This window comes from Sphingomonas panacis (genome assembly GCF_001717955.1).
Lineage (GTDB): Bacteria > Pseudomonadota > Alphaproteobacteria > Sphingomonadales > Sphingomonadaceae > Sphingomonas > Sphingomonas panacis.
This window is the reverse complement of sequence record NZ_CP014168.1, coordinates 687,744-707,356: the sequence shown is the minus strand read 5'-3', so window position 1 is coordinate 707,356 and position 19,613 is coordinate 687,744. Positions and strand designations below refer to the sequence as shown.

Sequence of the window (19,613 nt, the reverse complement as noted above, 5' to 3'; positions counted from 1 at the left end):
ATTGACATACCGAGCGGGAGCAATCAAAGCCAACACCGGAAACGTTTACGGTCGCACGCAAGACGACTCGAGGGGATGGCCGTTTGGATACGCTAATTCTGGAATCGCGCGCTATCGCCTGGTCGTATGATGGCGCCTGGCTGCGTATCGAGGCGCATGGCCAGGATGGCTTGCGGCTTCGCGCCTCCGCGCATGCCGAGCGTCCGGCAAGCCCAGGCGCGCTGCTCGACGTCGCCACGCCCGCTCCCGTCGTCAGCCGTGAGGGCGCGGTCGCCCGCATCGAGAACGGCCGGATCGTCGCGGAAGTGGATCTTCAGGGCAGGGTGCGGTTCCTGAACTCCGACGGGCGGCTGCTGCTCGAGGAAAAGTGGCGGCAGCGCGACACGGTGACGAAATTCTGGACGGTCGGAAAGGACGACGTGCGCACGATCAGCGCGCTCGGTATCGCCGGCCGCGAGTTCAAACCGCTGTCGGGCGAGGCATCGCGCATCACCGTCCGGTTCGAGCCCAAGCCAGGCGAGCGGCTGTTCGGGATGGGCCAATATCAGCAGGCCAACCTGGATCTGGCTGGCTGCCTGCTCGAACTGGCGCAGCGCAACTCGCAGGCAAGCGTGCCCTATGTCGTTTCCAGCGAAGGCTACGGCCTGTTGTGGAACAGCCCTGCGATCGGCGACGTGCATTTCGCCGCGAACGGCGCGACCTGGACATCGCGCGCCGCGCGCGAGGTGGATTATTGGATCACCGCCGCCGATACGCCCGCCGGGCTGGTGCGCAATTATGCGGCGGTGACCGGCACCGTGCCGAACATGCCGGACTTCGCGCTCGGCCTGTGGCAGAGCAAACTGCGCTACCGCACGCAGGACGAACTGCTCGAGGTCGCGCGCGAGTATCGGCGGCGCGGCATCCCGCTCGCGGTGATCGTCGCGGATTTCTTCCATTGGCCGGTGCAGGGCGATTGGCGGTTCGATCCGCGCGAATGGCCCGACCCCGCCGCGATGGCCGCCGAGTTGAAGGCGATGGGCACCGAGTTGCTGGTGTCGGTGTGGCCGACGGTCGATCCGCGGTCGGAGAACTACGCGGAGATGGCCGAGAAGGGCTATCTCGTGCGCGCCAACCGTGGCGTCGACGTGCAGCAGGAATTTCTCGGCAACACGCGTTTCATCGACACCACGCATCCGGGTGCGCGCGCGTTCCTGTGGGATCGGTTGAAGCGCAACTATCGGGACAATGGCGTCGCGCTGTTCTGGCTCGACGAGGCCGAGCCCGAATATGGCGCGTATGATTTCGACAATTACCGCTATCACAGCGGCGAGGTGCTCGCGGTCGGCAATGCCTATCCGCTGCATTATGCGCAGGCGGTGGCGGATGGTCTGCGCGACGAGGGCGAGCGCGAGGTCGTCAGCCTCATCCGCTGCGCGTGGGCGGGCAGCCAACGCTATGGCGCTCTGGTATGGTCGGGCGACATCCACAGTTCGTTCGAGGCGATGCGCAACCAGCTGAGCGCCGGCCTGAACATGGGGATGGCCGGCATCCCGTGGTGGACCACCGATGTCGGCGGCTTCCACGGCGGCGATGTCGAAGATCCCGCTTTCCACGAGCTGATGGTGCGCTGGTTCCAGTGGGCGGTGTTCACGCCGGTCCTGCGCATGCACGGCCACCGCGACCCGATCACGCCGCCGGCGGAACCGTTCCGCGACGGCGTGGCGCAGTGCGACACGGGGGCCGGCAACGAATTGTGGAGCTTCGGCGAGCCCGTCTATCAGATCCTGCGCCGCTACGCCGGCTTGCGCGAGCGGCTGCGCCCGTATGTGGCGGGGTTGATGGCGGCGGCGCACGAACAGGGCGACCCGCTGATGCGGCCGATGTTCTACGATTATCCGGGCGACGAACGCTGCTGGGCGCTCGACGACCAATATATGTTCGGGCCTGACCTGCTGGTCGCGCCGATCCTTGCCGCCGGCATTACCGAGCGCGACGTCTGGTTGCCGGCCGGCGACTGGGTGGACGCATGGACCGGCGAAGCGCGCGCGGGCGGTGCGAGCGTGCGGTGCGCCGCGCCGATCGATCGCATCCCGGTGTTCATGCGCGCCGGCGCGGCGGTGGCGACGGCTTTCATCGACGATTGAGACGGAGCGGACACGCAAAGCGGCCGCATACACGAGAGGAAGATCGGTCATGGCAGCCATAGCGCAGCAAGGCGATGCAGGGGGAATCACCGCGCCCGCCACCGTGCGGGTGGGCCGCGTGCCGTTCATCGAGAAGGTCTGCTATGGCTTCGGCGACGCCGGCGGCACGATCATCACCGGGTTGATCGCCAATTTCCTGACCTTTTATTATACCGACGTGTTCGGACTGGCGCCGGGCATCGTCGGCATTCTCTTCCTGTCGCTGCGCGTGTTCGATGCGGTGTCCGATCCGCTGATCGGCATCATGGCGGACCGCACGCGCACACGCTGGGGCAAGTTCCGACCCTATCTGTTGTGGACGGCGATTCCGGTCGGGTTGAGCTGCTTCCTCACCTTCCAGTCGCCGAACTTCGGCTATGACGGCAAGGTCGCCTATGCGGCGGCGACATACTTCCTGCTGGCGTTTTTCTATTCGCTCAACAACGTGCCGTATTGCGCGCTCATCACGCGCATGACGGACAGCGCTCGCGAGGGCGTGGCGTGCCAGTCGGTCCGCTTCGCGATGGTGGCGGTCGCATCGTTCACGGTTTCGGTCGGCCTGCCGATCATGGTGCGGCAGCTCGGCGGCGCGGACGTCTCGCGCGGATACCGTGACGGGGTGGCGATCCTCAGCCTCGCGGCGGTGGCGATGTTCCTGATCTGCTTCCTGTTCGTGCGCGAGCGGGTGCCGGAGACCGGCGCGGAAGAGCCGCCGCTGCGCGTCGCGATCGCCAACACGCTCAAGAACGACCAGCTTCGGCTGACCTTCCTGATGACGTTGCTGCTGATCGGCATCTTCAACACCAAGGGCGGCGCCGCGCTGTATTTCATCACCTATGTGCTGAACGGCGGCCCGACCTATCAGGCACTGTTCTTCGGCACCGCGACGGCGGGCGGTCTGCTCGGCTCGATCGTGGTGCAGGTCTTCACCCGCCGCTTCGACGTGAAAACGGTGTACGTCTGGGTGAACCTGCTGCTCGTCGCCGGGCATTTCGGCGCGTATTTCGTGCCCGGCGGCTATCCGATGCTGTGGCTGGTGCTGGTCGGGATGTGCTGCATCGTGCTCGGCTGCACGCTGCCGCTGCACTTCACGCTGATCCAGTTGGCCGATCAATATGGCGAGTGGAAGCTCGGTATGCGCTCCTCGGGCATGAGTTTCGCGTTCAACCAGTTCTTCGTGAAGCTGGCCTGGGCGCTGGCGGGGGCGCTCATCAGCGGGGTTCTGGTGATCGTGTCGTACAAGGCGGGCGCGGGCAACCAGACGCCGCTGTCGCTCGCCGGCATCCGTCTGCTCTCCACCGTGATTCCCGGCTTGCTGCACCTCGCGCTGGCGGTGACCGCCAGCCGCCTGATCCTCAATCGCGCGACGATCGACCGCATGACGGCGGATCGCGCGGCATGACCCATTCCTCCCGCACACTGGACCTCCCCGACATGCGAACCTCGCACCCCGGCACCGCCGCGAAACTGCTGGTCGCCGTTCTGCTCGGCTCCTGCGCGCTGCCCGCCGTCGCGCAGACGCCGCCCGAACGGCTGACGGTTGATCTCGGCAGCGATACCGGGCCGTTCCACGGCGGCGCGTCGGGCACGCTCTACGGCCTGTACGATGCGCGCCTGCCGCACCCGAACCTGATCGAGGGGATAGCCTTACGCACCGTCTCGACCAAGGCGCAGGACGGGCCGCAACATCCCGGCGCCGACGCGCTCGAAGTGTCGACGCTGCTCACCGATGCGTCGGGCGGCGACACGTTCATCTACATGACCGACATCACCCGTGAGTTCCCGTACAATTGGAAGACGGGGGACTGCGCGCAATCGGTGACCGCATACCTCGAAAAACTGCGGAAGCAGGCCGAACAGGTGCGCGGCATGCCGGCGCGCTACCGCGACCACATCGTCTTCGCGCCGTTCAACGAACCCGAAGGCAACATGTTCGGCGACGGGCCGAAGAGCTGCAACGGCGTGAAGTGGCAGACCAACCCCGCCGTGTTCTTCGATGCGTGGGACCGCGCGTATCGGCTGATCCGCCAGATGCTGCCCACCGCGCGCATCGCCGGGCCGAACACCAGCATCCTGTTTGACGAGGTCGAGGGGTTCCTGAAGCATACGGTCACGCAAGGCACCGTGCCGGACGTGGTGACGTGGCACGAACTGAGCAACCCCGCCACCGTTCGCACCAGCGTGCGCCGCTATCGCGGTTGGGAGGACACGGTGTTCGCCGGCACGCGCTGGCAGGGGCGGCACCTGCCGATCAACATCAACGAATATGCCTATAATTATCACACCTCGGTGCCCGGCCAGATGGTGCAGTGGATCGCCGCGATCGAGGATTCCAAGATCGACGCGGACATCGCCTATTGGAACATCGACGGCAATCTCAGCGATTCCGCCGTGCAGGCCAATCGCGGCAATGGCCAGTGGTGGCTGCTGAACAGCTATGCGACGATGAGCGGGCACAGCCTCGCCGTCACGCCGCCCCACCCGGACCAGAGCTATACGCTGCAAGGCGTCGCCACCCTCGATCCCGCACGACGGCAGATGCGGTTGTTGTTCGGCGGCAGGACCGGCGCGGCCAGCGTTGCGCTCGCGCGGGTGCCGGCGTGGTTCGGTGCGACGGCGCGCGTGCGGGTGCGCGAAATCGGCTGGACCGGGCAACTCGGCGATTCGACGCCGCCGACGCTTGTCGCCGACCAAGCCGTTACGGTGCGCGACGGCACGGTCGCGCTCGCGTTCGGTGACGGCAGCCTCCCCGCGTTGCGTGAGGAAGCCGCATATGAGGTGGTGCTCACCCCCGCTGGCGCCGACGTGCCGGCTGGCGCGCCGATGGCACAGTGGCGGCAGGACTATGAGGCGGAAGCGGCGGTCCGTCGTGGTGCCGGGTTGAAGGTGCGCGGGCCGGAAGGCTCGCCCGAGGCGGTCGACCGGTTCTACACCTCTGGCGGCTATTCGGTGGAAGGGTTCGCGACCGGCAGCGATGCCGCGCTCGACGTCGCGGTCGATGTGCCGGCGGACGGGCGCTACGCGGTGCGTGTCCTCGCCAGTACGTTCAACAAAGACCCCAAGGCCGAGGCGCAGGGGCCGACCAACGTGTTCCTGCGGATCGACGGCAAGACGGCGAGCGAGACCGAACTGTTCCTGCCGCTCGGCTACAAGCCCGCGGTGCTCGACCATGTCGATACGGTGGTGCCGCTTGCGCGCGGGCGCCACGTGCTGACGCTGGCGACGCGAAGCCTCGACGGGCGGCGGCGCACGATCGGCAACGCGCTGGTTGACCGGATCACGCTATCGCCCGCGCCGGCTGCAGCGCAGCCGGCGATCTACGACGCGGCGGACGCGATGACGAAGGATGGGCGGACCATTTTCTGGGTCTACGCCGCGCACGACGGGCTGGCTCGGCTCACGCTGGAGGATGGCGCGGGCAGTGCGGTACTGCATGTCAACGGGCGCGACCTGGCCGCCGGCACGGCGGCGGACGCGTTCCTGCTCGCCGGCATCAACAAGGTGGCGGTGAGCGGCGCGACGCGCTTGCGGCGGCTGCGTGTGGCGGACCTGCCGGCCGGCAGCGGCCGCACCTACGAGGCGGAGGCGGCGCAGGTCGCCGGTACGGCCCGCATCGCCGCGGCGTCGCTGGCGAGCGGCGGACGCGCGGTGTTCGACATCGGCGGCGCGCCGGGCAACGGCAACACGTTGACCTTCCCCGCAGTCACGGTCGCGCGGGCGGGCGATTACGCGCTGACGATCCGCTTCTCGAACGACGAGCAATCCAAGGCGACGCACTATAACCCGGATCCGCTCGCGCGTGTCGCGCGGATCGCGGTGAACGGCGCCGCGCCGCTACTGGCGACCTTCCCGAACAGCTTCCACCGCAACAACTGGTGGGAGATGACGGTGCCGGTAACGCTGCGTGCGGGCGCCAACACGATCCGCATCGCGGGCGAGGAACAGCCCGACTGGGATGGCAAGACCTACGCCTCGCAGGCGTGGTCGCAGGTGCTGCTGCGTTCGAAATACGCGCCCAATATCGACCGGATCACCGTCACGCCTTTGCCGGGAACGGCCGCGACCACCGCCAAGTGAAGTAACAAAAACCGAGGGGAAGAATGACAATGAATACGAACACGATCGCACGCCTGCTGGCATCCGCCGCGACAGGGTTGGTGCTGGCTTTTGCCGCACCGGCCACCGCGCAACAGGCACCCGCGCAATCCGATGCGGAGACGGATGCCAACACGACACCATCGGCGACGACGGCGGCCACCACGGCGCCCGCGAACGATATCGTCGTCACCGGCATCCGCCAGAGCCTGAGCAGCGCGCAGAACCTCAAGCGCAATTCCGACGCGATCGTCGATGCGCTGGTCGCCGAGGATATCGGCAAGTTCCCGGACAACAACGCCTCCGAGGCGATCGCCCGCATCACCGGCGTGCAGGTGACGCGCTATCTCGACGAAGCCAATGGCGTGCTGATCCGCGGCCTGCCCAACGTGCAGACGACGGTGCAGGGTCGCGAGATCTTCACCGCCGACGGCCGCTCCGTCTCGATCTCGGATTTCCCGGCGCAGGCGCTGTCGCGCGTCGAAGTCTACAAGGCGACCACCGCCGACAATCTCGAAGGCGGCATCGCCGGGCTGATCGACGTCGGGCTGCGCCGTCCGTTCGACTTCAAGGGCTTCGAACTCGCTGGCGCGGCGCGCGGTGTCTACAACACCGAATCGCGCAAGCTTGATCCAATCGGCAGCCTGCTCGTCAGCAATCGCTGGCAGACCGGGATCGGCGAGATCGGCGCGCTGGTCAACGTGTCCTTCACCCAGACGCGCTACCTCAACTCGGTCCGCTATCAGGGGTTTCAGGACAATGTGCCCGCCGCGCAGCAGATCCTGCCCGCCTCGGTCGGCCGCAACTTCACCTTCCCGCAGGATATCGGCCTGTTCTATGGCCGGGGCACGCGCCAGCGTCCCTCCGTCAACGGCTCGTTGGAGTGGAGGCCCGCAGACAATCTGACGGTTTACGCAGACGGCCTGTGGCTGGCCTATCGCAACAAGAACGCCAATGATTTCTTCGGCGTACCGATCCAGTCCAGCACGACCGGCGGCAATCCGCCGACGATCCGCAACGCGGTGCTGACGCCGGACGGTACGACGTTGGCCTCGTTCGATACCGATCTCGGCATCGTCAACGGCCCGACCAAGCAGTCAGGGCGTAACAGTTCCGATACGTTCCAGGGTGCGCTCGGCGCGAAGTGGGAGATCGGCAACGCCGTGGTCACGTCCGACCTCGCCTATACCAAGTCGATTTCGGACAACACCTATTACGAATTCCAGACGCAACTCGCCAATCCGCTGTCGCTGGCAGTGCGGCTGAACTCGGGGCGTGGTGTCGACTTCACGCCGAGCGGCGTCAATTTCGCCGATCCGGCCAGCTACTACATGCGCGGCCTGTATGAGAATCGTCAGCGTTCGGAAGGGCAGCAGTGGCAGTGGCAGGGCAACATCGCGCTCGACACCGGATCGCCGCTGTTCCCGAAGTTCCAGTTCGGCGTGCGCTATGCCGATCGCACCGCCAACTCGGTCTATGGTGATCGCAACGCCTCACTCGCCAGCCTGCGCGATCCAATCTCGCGCGTGCCCGGCGTGTCGGACGGTGCCGTCATCGAACCCGGCTTCCACAATGATGACGTGCAGCAGTTCCGTTCGTGGTTCGCCCCCAATTCGAACATCCTGAACGATCGCATCAACGACGTGCGAGGGTACGTCCGGGACGCGCTGGTCCGCGCCGGCGCCGATACCGCGACGCGGCAGGCGTGGGCGTCGGATCGACCGCTGCTCAACCCGCTCTCCGCGTTCAAGGCGCGCGAACAGGTGTTCACCAGCTACGCTCAGGTGAAATATGCGTTCAACGTCGGTTTCCCGATCGACGGCGCGATCGGTGCGCGTGTCATTGTCACCCGCAACAAGCTGAACGGCACCAATTCGATCCCCACCGCGAACGGCACGGCGCTGGTGCCGATCGATTCCTCGCAGCAATATGTCGATATCCTGCCCAACATCAGCGCGCAGTTGCACTTCACCGACCGGTTGAAACTGCGCCTGTCGCGTACCCAGGCGTTGAGCCGGCCGGGGTTCAACCAGATCAACCCGACATTGACCGTGCAGCAGGGCACGATCGGCGGCAATCTCTCCTATACCGGCAATGGCGGCAACCCCGATCTGCAGCCGATCCGTTCCAGCAACTACGATGCCTCGCTGGAATATTATTTCTCGCGCACGGGATCGGTGTCGGTCGCGGGCTTCTACCGGGAGATCGACGGCTTCATCAATTCGCTGCCGCAGGTGGTGAACACGCCGCCGTTCGGCGACATCCTGGTGTATCGTCCGTCGAACGCGGGGTCGGGCAAGATCAAGGGCATCGAAGCCGCCGCGACGACCTTCTTCGATTTCCTGCCGGGGCCGCTGCGCGGGTTGGGCGCGCAGGCGAACTTCACCTATATCGATGGCGAGCAGACGCTTCAGTCGGCAGCGAACTTCACGGGCGGCAAAAACACGTTGCCGGGCGTGTCTAAGTACAGCTTCAACATCATCGGCCTGTACGAACTCGGGCCGACGAGTATCCGGCTGGCGTATAACTATCGCAGCGCCAACGTCGACGGCTTCGGCGCGCCGGGCGTGTACACCACGGTCTATTCGGATGCGGTCGGCCGGCTTGATCTTTCGGCGAGCTACAATCTCACGCAGAAGATCACGCTGACGGTGGATGCGACCAACCTGTTGCGAACGCCATATCACAGCTACGTGAAGTCGCCGGAATATCCGCGCGACGTGCGGTGGGAAGCCAGCCTGATTTCCGCAGGCGTTCGTTTCCGCTTCTAACCGACGATGATCAGGAGGGCGGCAGCCCCGCCCTCCTGATCGCCTCCCGATCATAAAGACCGCGCTTCCGGATCACCGCACCGGCGCCCACCGGACAACGGCCGCCCCCCGCCGTCGCCGATCGAGGTGGCTCCGCCTCCCGGACGCGCCGGCGAACCCGGCGCCCGCTTCGGGCACGCCACGCCTCGCAAAAAATGCGCTACCTGTCGGGTTCAGCTTGGAACCCATCGATAAGACAGGAGATCAGTTTCGTGCCGGCGGCATGCGTATCGGCCTGATGCAAAGCGCGCGTGCAGGCCGAACCGACCGTCACGATCATAAAAGCCTCCGATAGCAGGCGATGCTCGTCTTGCACGGTCTCGCTTCCGGCCAGTCCGGCGAAGGCTCTGCTGATGTTGTCCGACATCGTGCGTCTGACGTCGGAAAAAATAGAGTGGATGCGTTCGTTGCGGGATGCCTCGGCTGCGATCTCGAGAAACAGAATATCATTTTCTTTATCTTTTCGGCAGGTCGCCGATTCGAGCCAGTTTCGAAGCGCCTCGCGATCATCTTCGGCAAGCGCAGAATTGAGCGTGGCAAGGTCTGCGAACCTGTCACAATCTTCTGCGACGATCGCCGCGATAATGTCTTCTTTCGAAGGAAAATCCCGGTATAATTGCTGAACGGCAACGCCCGATAGCTTCGCGATCAAGGCGATTCCCGTCGCGTGAAACCCGCGCTCGATGAAGAGCTGTCTGGCGACCTGTTTGACATTATTCCGGCGCAACTCGGCACGCGATGGGGGCGGACATATGGCAACCGGCAATTCACGACTCTCCTTGAGTGTGTTGACGCATTCGAGCGCCGGGTCTAACGCCCGATCTGTGAGTGATCGCTCTCTTTCTTTTTTTCAAGCGGGAAATTCTATGGTCTCCAAGCGGCTGATGCGCGGTGTGTTGGCATCCAGCGCCTTGCTCGCCCTGACGGCGTGCGGTGGTGGGCAGCAGCAGCAGGCTCCGCAGGCCCCGCCGGTCGGCTATGTCGTCGTGCGCGAGCAGCCGGTGACGTTAACGACGGAGCTGCCCGGCCGCACCACCGCGTTCGAAACGTCCGAGGTTCGCCCCCAGGTCAACGGCCTCGTGCTCGAGCGGTTGTTCGTCGAGGGCGACGTCGTTCACAAGGGGCAGCCGCTGTACCGGATCGATCCAGCGCCTTACGAAGCGCAGGTCGCCAGCGCCCGCGCCGCGCTGACCCGGGCGCGCTCCAGCATCGCATCGAGCGCCGCGCTGGCCCGCCGCTACGGCGAACTGGTCAAGATCAACGCGATCGCCCGCCAGGAATATGAGAACGCGCAGACCACCGCCGCGCAGGCGCAGGCGGATGTCGCCGCGCAGCAGGCTGCGCTGCGTACCGCGCAGATCGATCTCGCCCGTACCACCATCCGCGCGCCGATCACGGGGCGAATCGGCCGGTCGCTGTTCACCACCGGCGCGCTCGTATCCGCGTCGCAGGCGAATGCGCTCGCAACGATCCAGCGGATCGATCCGGTCTATGTCGACATTCAGGAGTCGAGCGCCGACCTGCTGAAACTGCGCCAGCAAATCCTGAGCGGGCGACTGACCCGCGACGGCAACGCGCATGTGAAGCTGAAGCTCGAAGACGGCAGCGAATATGGCGCGCAAGGCACGATGCGCTTCGCCGACGTCACGGTCGATCCCACCACCGGTTCGCAGGTCATCCGGGCCTTGTTCCCCAATCCCAACGGGCTGCTGCTGCCGGGCATGTTCGTTCGCGCCTCGCTCGTCGAGGGCACGCAAGCCAAGGCGATGCTGGTGCCGCAGCGCGCGGTCAGCCGCGACGAGAAGGGGCAGCCGACCGTGCTGGTGATCGGCGCCGGCAACAAGGTCGAGCCGCGCACGCTCGTCTCCAACCGGACCGATGGCGACAACTGGATCGTGACGGGCGGGCTCAAGCCCGGTGACAAGGTCATCGTCGAAGGCGCCATGATGCTGCGTCCCGGCATGCCGGTGCAAGGCTCGCCGTGGAACCCCAATGCCAAGCCCGCCGGCGAGCAGCCGAAGCCGGGCCAGGCAAAGACACAGGCGAAGTAACCAGCCATGTCACGCTATTTCATCGATCGCCCGATTTTCGCCTATGTGCTGGCGGTCATGGTCGTCATCGCCGGCCTTTTGGCGGTGCGGACGCTGCCGATCGCGCAGTTCCCGGCGATCGCGCCGCCGGCGGTGTCGATCACCGCGACCTACCCCGGCGCGGACGCGCAGACGCTCGAAAATACGACCACGCAGATCATCGAGCAGCAGTTGAAGGGGATCGATCACCTTCGTTACTTCTCGGCCTCGTCCTCGTCGGCCGGTACGGTCACGATCACGCTGACCTTTGAGCAGGGCACCGACCCGGACATCGCTCAGGTTCAGGTACAGAACAAATTGCAGGCGGCGACTCCGCTGCTGCCGCAGGAAGTGCAGCGCCAGGGCATTCTGGTGGCGAAGGCGACTCAGAACATCCTGTTGTTCGTCGGCCTGTATTCGGACAACGCCTCGCACGACGCCGACGATCTCGCCGACATCGTCGCCTCCAAGATCCAGGACCCGCTATCGCGTGTGGAGGGTGTCGGCGACACGCAGATCTTTGGGTCGCAATATGCGATGCGAATCTGGGTCGATCCGCTCAAGCTCAACAATTTCGCCCTCACCATCGCCGATGTCACCAACGCGGTGACCGCGCAGAACGCGCAGGTTTCGGCCGGGCAGATCGGCGCGCAGCCCGCGCCCAAGGAGCAGATGCTCAACGCGACGGTGTCCGTCTCGTCGCGGCTGACCTCGCCTGAAGAGTTCGCGAAGATCCGCCTGAAGAGCAACGCCGACGGGTCGATCGTGCGGCTGGGCGATGTCGCGCGCGTCGCGATCGGGGCCGAGAATTACGGCTTCTCGGCCGAGTGGAACGGCAAGCCCGCCTCGGGCATCGCCGTCAAGCTGGCGCCGGGTTCCAACGCGCTGAACACCGTGGAAGCGGTCAAGTCGCGGGTGACCGAAATCGCCAAGCAATTCCCGCCCGACGTCAAGGTCATCTTCCCTTACGATACGTCGCCGTTCGTCCGCCTGTCGATCGAACAGGTGGTCGAGACGCTGGTCGAGGCGGTCGTCCTCGTCTTCCTCGTGATGTTCCTGTTCCTGCAGAATTTCCGCGCGACGCTGATCCCGACGATCGCGGTGCCGGTGGTGCTGACGGGGACGTTCGCGGTGCTGGCGGCGTTCGGCTATTCGATCAACACGCTGACCCTGTTCGGCATGGTGCTGGCGATCGGCCTGCTCGTCGACGACGCGATCGTCGTCGTCGAGAACGTCGAGCGGCTGATCACCACCGAGCATCTGACGCCGAAGGAAGCGGCGCGCAAATCGATGGACGAGATCACTGGCGCGCTGATCGGCATCGCGCTGGTGCTGTCGGCGGTGTTCCTGCCGATGGCGTTCTTCGGCGGATCGACCGGCGTCATCTACCGCCAGTTCTCGATCACGATCGTGTCGGCGATGGTGCTGTCGATCGCGGTCGCGCTGATCCTGACGCCGGCGCTGTGCGCGTCGATCCTCAAACCGCACGACCCGCAGAAGAACGAGGGCAACGGTCTGTTCGCGCGGTTCTTCCGCTGGTTCAACGACAAGTTCGACCGCGGACGCGCACGCTACGAGAGCGGTGTGCGCTCGACCACGCGCCGCTGGGGCCGCTCGCTGGTTGCTTACGCGTTGATCGTCGCTGGCATGGTGTTCCTGTTCACGCGCCTGCCGACTGGATTCCTCCCCGACGAGGATCAGGGCGTCATGATCGCGCTGGTGCAGGGGCCGGCCGGGTCCACCACCGCGCGCACCCAGAAGGGGCTGGACCTGGTGCGCGACCATTTCCTGAGCGATGCGGGCGATGCGATCCGGGGCGTCTATACGATCAACGGCTTCAGCTTCTCGGGCACCGGCCAGAACACCGGTATCGCCTTCATGCCAATGAAGGAGTGGAAGGATCGGCCGGGCGCGAAGAACAAGGCGCAGGCGATTGTCGCGCGGGCAATGGGCGTGTTCGCTGGTTATAAGGACGGGCTGATCTTCGCCGTCATCCCGCCGGCGGTGCAGGAACTCGGCAATGCGACCGGCTTCGACCTCCAGTTGGTCGACGAGGGCGGGCTTGGCCATGAAAAGCTGCTCGCCGCGCGCAACCAGTTGCTTGGCATGGCGTCGCAGAACAAGGCGCTGGTCGGGGTTCGTCCCAATGCGCTGGACGATGCGCCGCAGCTCAAGGTCGAGGTCGATCAGGACAAGGCGGGCGCGCTCGGGCTCGATCTGGCGACGGTGAACAGCACCATCGCGACCGCCTGGGGCGGTGCCTACGTCAATGACTTCATCGATCGTGGCCGCGTCAAACGCGTCTACATCCAGGCCGATGCGCCGTATCGCCTCGCGCCCGAAGATATCGGTGATCTGTACGTGCGCGGCGCGAGCGGCAACATGGCGCCGTTCACCGCCTTCTCCAACATATCCTGGCACCAGGGGCCGATGCAGCTGACCCGCTACAACGGCCTGCCGTCGATGGAGATTTTGGGCCAGCCGGCACCCGGCGTCTCGTCCGGCGCGGCGTTGAAGGCGATGCAGGACATGCAGGCCAAGCTGCCGCCGGGGACTCGGCTCGACTGGACCGGCCTCAGCTACGAAGAGCAGCTTTCGGGCGGGCAGGCACCGGCGCTATACGGGCTGTCGCTGCTGATCGTGTTCCTGTGCCTGGCGGCGCTGTACGAAAGCTGGTCGGTGCCGCTGTCGGTGATGCTGGTCGTGCCGCTCGGCGTGGTGGGGGCGCTGCTGGCGGCGCGCCTTACCGGCCTGAACAACGACATCTATCTTCAGGTCGGTCTCATCACCACGATCGGCGTGTCGGCGAAGAACGCGATTCTGATCGTCGAGTTCGCCGAGGAGAAGATGCGCGCGGGGTTCGCGCCTTTCGACGCCGCGATCGAAGCCGCGAAGCTGCGGCTCCGGCCGATCCTGATGACCAGCCTCGCGTTCATCTTCGGCGTGTTCCCGCTGGCGATCGCCAACGGCGCGGGCGCGGGCGGCCAGAATGCGATCGGGCGTGCCGTGGTCGGCGGCATGTTCTCGGCGACGGTCCTCGCGATCTTCTTCGTGCCGATGTTCTTCGTGGTCGTGCTGCGCCTGTTCAGCCGTGGCGATGAGACGCAGCACGAAGGGGACGAGCACCCGCATGATGATGGACGGCGTGATGACGGCGCGCGCGGGGACACCCCCGCGCCGCAGGGAGCCTGAGTGGTGATGAATAGCAAAAACGTCCTGGTCCTGCTTGCGGCCACCGCGCTCGCCGGCTGCAACCTCGCGCCGAAATATGTGCGTCCCGTCGGCGCGGTGCCGGCGGCGCTGCCCGCCGGGGGTGTTTATCCCGCCGCCGCGACCGACGCGCCAGACGTCACCAGGATCGGCTGGCGCACGTTCTTCACCGACGATCGGCTCCGCAGCCTCATCGCGCTGGGGCTGGAGAACAACCGCGATCTGCGCATCGCCGCAGCGAACGTGCTTCAGGCGCGCGCGCAATATCGCGTCCAGCGGGCTGATCTGCTGCCGACGGTGCGGCTTTCGGGATCGGCGACCTATACCAACAACATCCAGGGCGCGGGCGGCGGTGTGGGCGGCGGCACGGGCACGGGCACGGGCACAGGCGGCGGTGTCGGCGTTGGCGCCGGGGGCGGCGCTGGCTCGAGCGACCTCGAATTCTATTCGCTCAACGCCGGCGTCTCGGCCTTCGAGGTCGATCTGTTCGGGCGCGTCCGCAACCTCAGCCGCGCGGCGCTGGAACAATATTTCGCCACCGAGGAAGCGCAGCGCTCGACTCGCATCAGCCTCATCGCGGAAATCGCGACGGCGTGGCTGACGCTCGCGTCGGACCAGGATCAGTTGCGGATCTCACAGGATTCGCTGAAGTCGTTCGAACAGTCGCTGGAACTCACCCGGGCGCAGTTCCGCATCGGCGTTGCCTCAGAACTGGAGGCGCGGCAGGCGGAAAGCACCTATCAGGGCGCGCGCAACGACATCGCCGTGCTCAGGACTCGGCTGGCGCAGGACAAGAACGCGCTCGACCTGCTCGTCGGCGCACCGGTTGCGCCGGCGATGCTCCCGCAAGGGCTCGGCAACGGCGATGCAGCCTTGCAGGTTCTGCCGACGGGGATCTCCTCGGAGGTTTTGCTGCGCCGGCCCGACGTGCTTCAGGCCGAGCACCAGTTGATCGCACAAAACGCCAATATCGGCGCGGCGCGCGCGGCGCTGTTTCCGAACATCTCGCTCACCGCGACGGTCGGGACGATCAGCACCGCGCTGAGCGGGCTCTTCTCCGGTGGCAGCTTCACCTACACCGCGGCGCCGTCGATCGCGCTTCCCATCTTCGATGGCGGGCGGTTGCGCGGCAATCTTCGCTCGGCGGAGGCGCAGCAACAGGCTGCGGTCTCGACCTATGAGAAGGCGGTGCAAACCGCATTCCGCGAGGTCGCCGATGCCTTGGCGCAGCGCGGCACCATCGACGAGCAGGTTTCGGCGCAAACGGCGCGCGTGAACGCTGCGGCGGCTGCGCTGCGGATTTCCGACGCGCGGTACCGGGCCGGCGTCGAATCGTTCCTGACGACGCTCGATTCGCAGCGAACCGCCTATGCGGCGCAGCAACAGTTGGTCACGACCCGGCTGAACCGCGAGAGCAATCTGGTCGAGCTGTACCGCTCGCTTGGCGGCGGGCTGACAGGCGAAGATCGTACCGGTGAGGATGCCGTGCGCCGATAACCGGCTTGTCCCGCTGGCGGGCGCTCGAACGGTATCGAGCCTCCGCTGGGGGCGGTCGGACGGTTCTAAGTGCTGGCGCGCATCTGATTCGGCGGGTACGATCCGCGTCGGAGAGGAACGGCGGAATGACGAAGCCATACGACCAACAAAAAAGGCTCCACTGGGAGCTGACGAACGTGGAACTGAGGGCCCAGGCGACTGCGGTTGGTCTGGTACAGCTCTGCATCGAGCTGCGCCGCGCGAACGTGCTTGCCGAACCAGCGCTCGAACGGATCAAGGACGCGATCGCCGACGAAGTCGCGGTGGCCGCGCCGCGCGTGACCGCGTCCAAGAACTACCGAAAAGACGTCAGGAGTCGGTTGGACCGGATATTCGCCGGCGATCAGGACGTCGGTTCGGCGGACGCCCTGGCGCTGACGCCGCACCCCTGAGACTGGAACGATGCCGATCGCCCGATCTTTCGGGCGAAAGGCCGCGTTTGAAGACTTCGCCCCTGCCCCGGCGGGCGTACCGGCGGCTTGCGCTGGCGCCGATTTGTGATCATAGATAGCAGATCGGTTCATCTGATATCTCAGAGGCAAGCATGATTAGAACGCGCGGTGTCGGGAGCACTGGAATCTCGGTCACCGAACTCGGCTTCGGGTCGAGCACGTTCGGCAACCTCTATCGTCCGATCGCGGACCAAGCCGCGCGCGCGGCAGTCGATCTGGCGGTGGAGTCGGGAATCGGCTTTTACGACACAGCGCCATTTTATGGCTTCGGCCTGAGCGAGCGCCGGCTCGGTGATTCGCTGCGCGGACGCGAGGGCATGGTCGTGTCGAGCAAGGTTGGCCGCCTGCTTGTCGCCGATGCGTCGCTCGACACGGGCGTGATGCGTGACGGCTTTGTGTCGCCGATGCCGTTCCGGCCGGTGTATGATTATAGCTACGACGGCATCCTGCGGTCGCACGCGGCGAGCCTTCAGCGGCTCGGGCTGGCGCGGATCGACCTGTTGCTCGTCCACGATATCGGCCGCGCCAATCATGGTGACGCCAATACGCTGTATTGGGAGCAACTTACCCGGGGCGGCGGGTTCCGCGCGCTGGAGCAGCTTCGCGATGACGGCACGATCGCCGGTTTCGGGCTGGGGGTGAACGAGGCGGCGGTTTGCCTGGATGCGCTGAACGAAACGCGTCTCGACGTCGTGCTGCTCGCCGGGCGCTACACCTTGCTCGAACAGGATGCGCTCGATGCTTTCCTGCCGGCGTGTGAGGCGCAGCGCGTGTCGGTGCTGGTCGGCGGCCCGTATAACAGCGGCATCCTCGCAACCGGCACGAAGGGCGGCGGGCCGCTGCATTACAATTACGATCTCGCGCCGCCGCAAATCGTCGAGCGGGTGCGCCGGATCGAAGCGGTGGCGGACGCGCATGGCGTTCCGCTCGCGGCGGCGGCCTTGCAGTTTCCGCTGTCGCATCCGGCGGTGGCGTGCGTGCTGCCCGGCCTCGCCGGCGCCGAGCAGGTCGAGCGCACGCTGGAGCTCTACCGCACCGCTATCCCAACCGGCTTCTGGCGCGATCTGCGGCAGGCCGGGCTGCTGCGCGCCGATGCGCCCGCACCCGACATGACCGTCGCGGGCTGAGGGCGACCATGACCGGCAACACCGCTCCACGCCCCCGCGTCCGCGTGACGCGCCGCCTGCCCGAAGCGGTCGAAGCGCGCCTCGCTGCGGGCTATGACGTGGTCTTCAACGTCGAGGACCGTGCGCTCACCGCACACGAATTGCGCAGCGCGCTCACCGACTTCGACGCGGTCGTGCCGACGATCACCGACCGCATCGACGCGGCCTTGATCGCGACCGAAGGGTGCCGCGCCCGCATCCTCGCCAATTACGGCGCGGGGGTCGAGCATATCGACCTCGCCGCCGCGCGTGCGGCAGGCGTCGCGGTCAGCAACACGCCCGGCGCGCTGACCGAGGCGACCGCCGAACTCGCGATACTGCTGATGCTGATGGCGGCGCGGCGGGCGGGGGAGGGCGAGCGCGAACTGCGCGCTGGCGACTGGACCGGCTGGCGGCCGACTCATCTCGTCGGTCAGTCGCTGGTCGGGCGCACGCTCGGGCTGATCGGCTTCGGGCGGATCGCGCAGCGCACCGCCGCGCGGGCGCTGGGGCTGGGCATGACCATCCGCTATTTCTCGCGCAGCGCCGCCGCGCCGGAGATCGAGGCGAGCCTCGCCGCCACCCGTATCGCCTCCGCCGAGGCGCTGGTCGAGAGCGCGGACGTCATCTCGCTGCACATCCCCGGCGGCGCGGACACGCACCATTTCGTCGATGCCGACCTGCTCGCCAGGGCGAAACCGACCGCGATTCTCGTCAACACCGCACGCGGATCGGTGATCGACGAGGCGGCGCTGGTCGCGGCGCTGGCCGAAGGGCGGATCGCGGCGGTCGGGCTCGACGTTTACGAGCGCGAGCCGGCGGTCAGTTCGGGGCTGCTCGACAGTCCGCGCGCGGTGCTGCTGCCGCATCTCGGCAGCGCGACGCTCGACGCGCGCACCGCGATGGGGATGCAGGCGATCGACAATCTCGATGCGTTCTTCGCCGGCGGCGAAATGCCCGATCGTGTCGTCTGAAGCGATCCTCGCCGACGCGATCGAGCGCGCGCTGGCACGTCCGCGCAAGCGGCCATTGGTCATCGGTCTGTGCGGCGCGCAGGGTAGCGGCAAATCGACTGTCGCGGCCGCACTCGCCGGTCGCTTCGCGGACACCGTGGTCCTGTCGCTCGACGATCTCTACAAGACGCACGACGCGCGCGCGGCGCTGGCGCGCGATGTCCATCCACTGTTCGCGACGCGCGGCGTGCCGGGTACGCACGACGTCGATCTCGGTCTGGCGACCTTCGCGGGGCTCGACGGCGGGCACGCGACGCCGCTGCCGCGCTTCGACAAGGCACGCGACGATCGCGTCGATCCGGCGGCGTGGCCGGTCGCGCCCGCGCGCCCGGCGCTGGTGATCTTCGAAGGCTGGTGTGTCGGCGCGGCGCCACAGGACGCGGCGGCGCTGGTGGCGCCCGTCAACGCGCTCGAACGCGAGCGCGACCCGGATGGCGTGTGGCGGCGCCACGCCAACGCGGCCCTCGCGGGCGCGTACCAGTGGCTGTTCGCGCGGATCGACTGGCTGGCGATGCTGCGCGCGCCGAGCTGGGATCGGGTGCTGGGCTGGCGGCTCGAACAGGAACAGGCGCTGCGCGCGTCGGGCGCACGCGGCGCTGGCGTGATGTCCGATGCCGAGGTGACGACGTTCGTCAGCCATTACGAGCGGCTGACGCGGCATATCCTCGACGATATGCCCGGCTATGCCGATCTGGTGCTGCAACTCGACGACATGCGCGGCTGCGTTGCTGTGCGGGGTACCGACCCGACGACGGATGGAGGAATGCGATGAGGCATGTGCTCGTTCTGGACCTTCAGGATGATCCCGAGGCAATCGCCGCCTATCGGCATTGGCACCGCCCGGGCGGGCCGCCCGAAGCGGTCACGCGGGCGATCCGCGCGGGCGGGGTGGCGGCGCTCGACATCTGGCAGGTCGGCGATCGGCTGGTCATGCTGATGGAGACCACGCCCGAGTTCGATCCGGTCGCGAACGCAGCGCGCGAAGCCGCCGATCCCGAGGTGCAGGCCTGGGAAGTGTTGATGGACCGCTTCCAGCGCCGCCTGCCGTTCGCGCGCGAGGGCGAGAAATGGATCGAAGCCGAGCAGATCTACAGCCTCGACGATCAGCCGTGACGGTA

13 protein-coding genes are annotated in these 19,613 nt (G+C 66.5%); 12 read left to right on the top strand and 1 reads right to left on the bottom strand.

Features of this window, described 5'->3' with window-relative positions; translation table 11 throughout:
* Positions 1-83: 83 nt before the first annotated feature.
* From J0A91_RS03245 to J0A91_RS03230, 4 genes are read left to right on the top strand one after another with little or no spacing between them, the layout of a single operon-like run.
* A complete protein-coding gene (locus J0A91_RS03245) occupies positions 84-2,126 on the top strand; it encodes a glycoside hydrolase family 31 protein (protein WP_069203713.1) in 2,043 nt (680 codons plus the stop codon).
* 49 nt (positions 2,127-2,175) lie between these two features.
* Positions 2,176-3,567 carry an MFS transporter gene (locus J0A91_RS03240; RefSeq protein WP_069203712.1) on the top strand — a complete coding sequence of 464 codons (1,392 nt, stop codon included), beginning with the start codon at positions 2,176-2,178 and terminating at the stop codon, positions 3,565-3,567.
* Positions 3,564-6,242, top strand: a complete 2,679-nt coding sequence (locus J0A91_RS03235; RefSeq protein WP_240502184.1) for a carbohydrate-binding protein — start codon at positions 3,564-3,566, stop codon at positions 6,240-6,242. Before J0A91_RS03240 ends, J0A91_RS03235 begins: the two co-directional genes overlap by 4 nt.
* A gap of 29 nt (positions 6,243-6,271) precedes the next feature.
* On the top strand, positions 6,272-9,031 hold the full coding sequence (locus tag J0A91_RS03230; RefSeq protein WP_069203710.1) for a TonB-dependent receptor: 2,760 nt from the start codon (positions 6,272-6,274) through the stop codon (positions 9,029-9,031).
* A gap of 199 nt (positions 9,032-9,230) precedes the next feature.
* Here the strand turns inward: J0A91_RS03230 and J0A91_RS03225 are convergent, their stop codons facing one another.
* Positions 9,231-9,836 carry a TetR/AcrR family transcriptional regulator gene (locus J0A91_RS03225; RefSeq protein WP_083224470.1) on the bottom strand — a complete coding sequence of 202 codons (606 nt, stop codon included), beginning with the start codon at positions 9,834-9,836 and terminating at the stop codon, positions 9,231-9,233.
* Positions 9,837-9,936: 100 nt separating this feature from the next.
* On the opposite strand from J0A91_RS03225, the gene J0A91_RS03220 reads away from it, so the two are divergent.
* The 8 genes from J0A91_RS03220 (at position 9,937) to J0A91_RS03185 (ending at position 19,608) form a co-directional block, all read left to right on the top strand.
* Positions 9,937-11,121, top strand: coding sequence for an efflux RND transporter periplasmic adaptor subunit (locus J0A91_RS03220; RefSeq protein WP_069203709.1), 1,185 nt, complete (start codon positions 9,937-9,939; stop codon positions 11,119-11,121).
* A 6-nt stretch (positions 11,122-11,127) separates the two neighbouring features.
* Positions 11,128-14,331, top strand: a complete 3,204-nt coding sequence (locus J0A91_RS03215; protein WP_069203708.1) for an efflux RND transporter permease subunit — start codon at positions 11,128-11,130, stop codon at positions 14,329-14,331.
* A gap of 6 nt (positions 14,332-14,337) precedes the next feature.
* Complete coding sequence (locus tag J0A91_RS03210; protein WP_206365027.1) at positions 14,338-15,846, top strand: efflux transporter outer membrane subunit; 1,509 nt, start codon at positions 14,338-14,340, stop codon at positions 15,844-15,846.
* A 125-nt stretch (positions 15,847-15,971) separates the two neighbouring features.
* A complete protein-coding gene (locus J0A91_RS03205) occupies positions 15,972-16,277 on the top strand; it encodes a hypothetical protein (RefSeq protein WP_069203706.1) in 306 nt (101 codons plus the stop codon).
* A gap of 152 nt (positions 16,278-16,429) precedes the next feature.
* Positions 16,430-17,464 (top strand): aldo/keto reductase, encoded by a 1,035-nt coding sequence (locus J0A91_RS03200; protein ID WP_069203705.1) that lies wholly within the window; start codon positions 16,430-16,432, stop codon positions 17,462-17,464.
* Positions 17,465-17,472: 8 nt separating this feature from the next.
* Positions 17,473-18,456 (top strand): 2-hydroxyacid dehydrogenase, encoded by a 984-nt coding sequence (locus J0A91_RS03195; protein WP_069203704.1) that lies wholly within the window; start codon positions 17,473-17,475, stop codon positions 18,454-18,456.
* Positions 18,413-19,267 (top strand): AAA family ATPase, encoded by an 855-nt coding sequence (locus tag J0A91_RS03190; protein ID WP_069203703.1) that lies wholly within the window; start codon positions 18,413-18,415, stop codon positions 19,265-19,267. The genes J0A91_RS03195 and J0A91_RS03190 overlap by 44 nt, the downstream gene beginning before the upstream one ends.
* Positions 19,264-19,608 carry an L-rhamnose mutarotase gene (locus J0A91_RS03185; protein WP_069203702.1) on the top strand — a complete coding sequence of 115 codons (345 nt, stop codon included), beginning with the start codon at positions 19,264-19,266 and terminating at the stop codon, positions 19,606-19,608. The genes J0A91_RS03190 and J0A91_RS03185 overlap by 4 nt, the downstream gene beginning before the upstream one ends.
* The last annotated feature ends 5 nt before the right edge of the window (positions 19,609-19,613 follow it).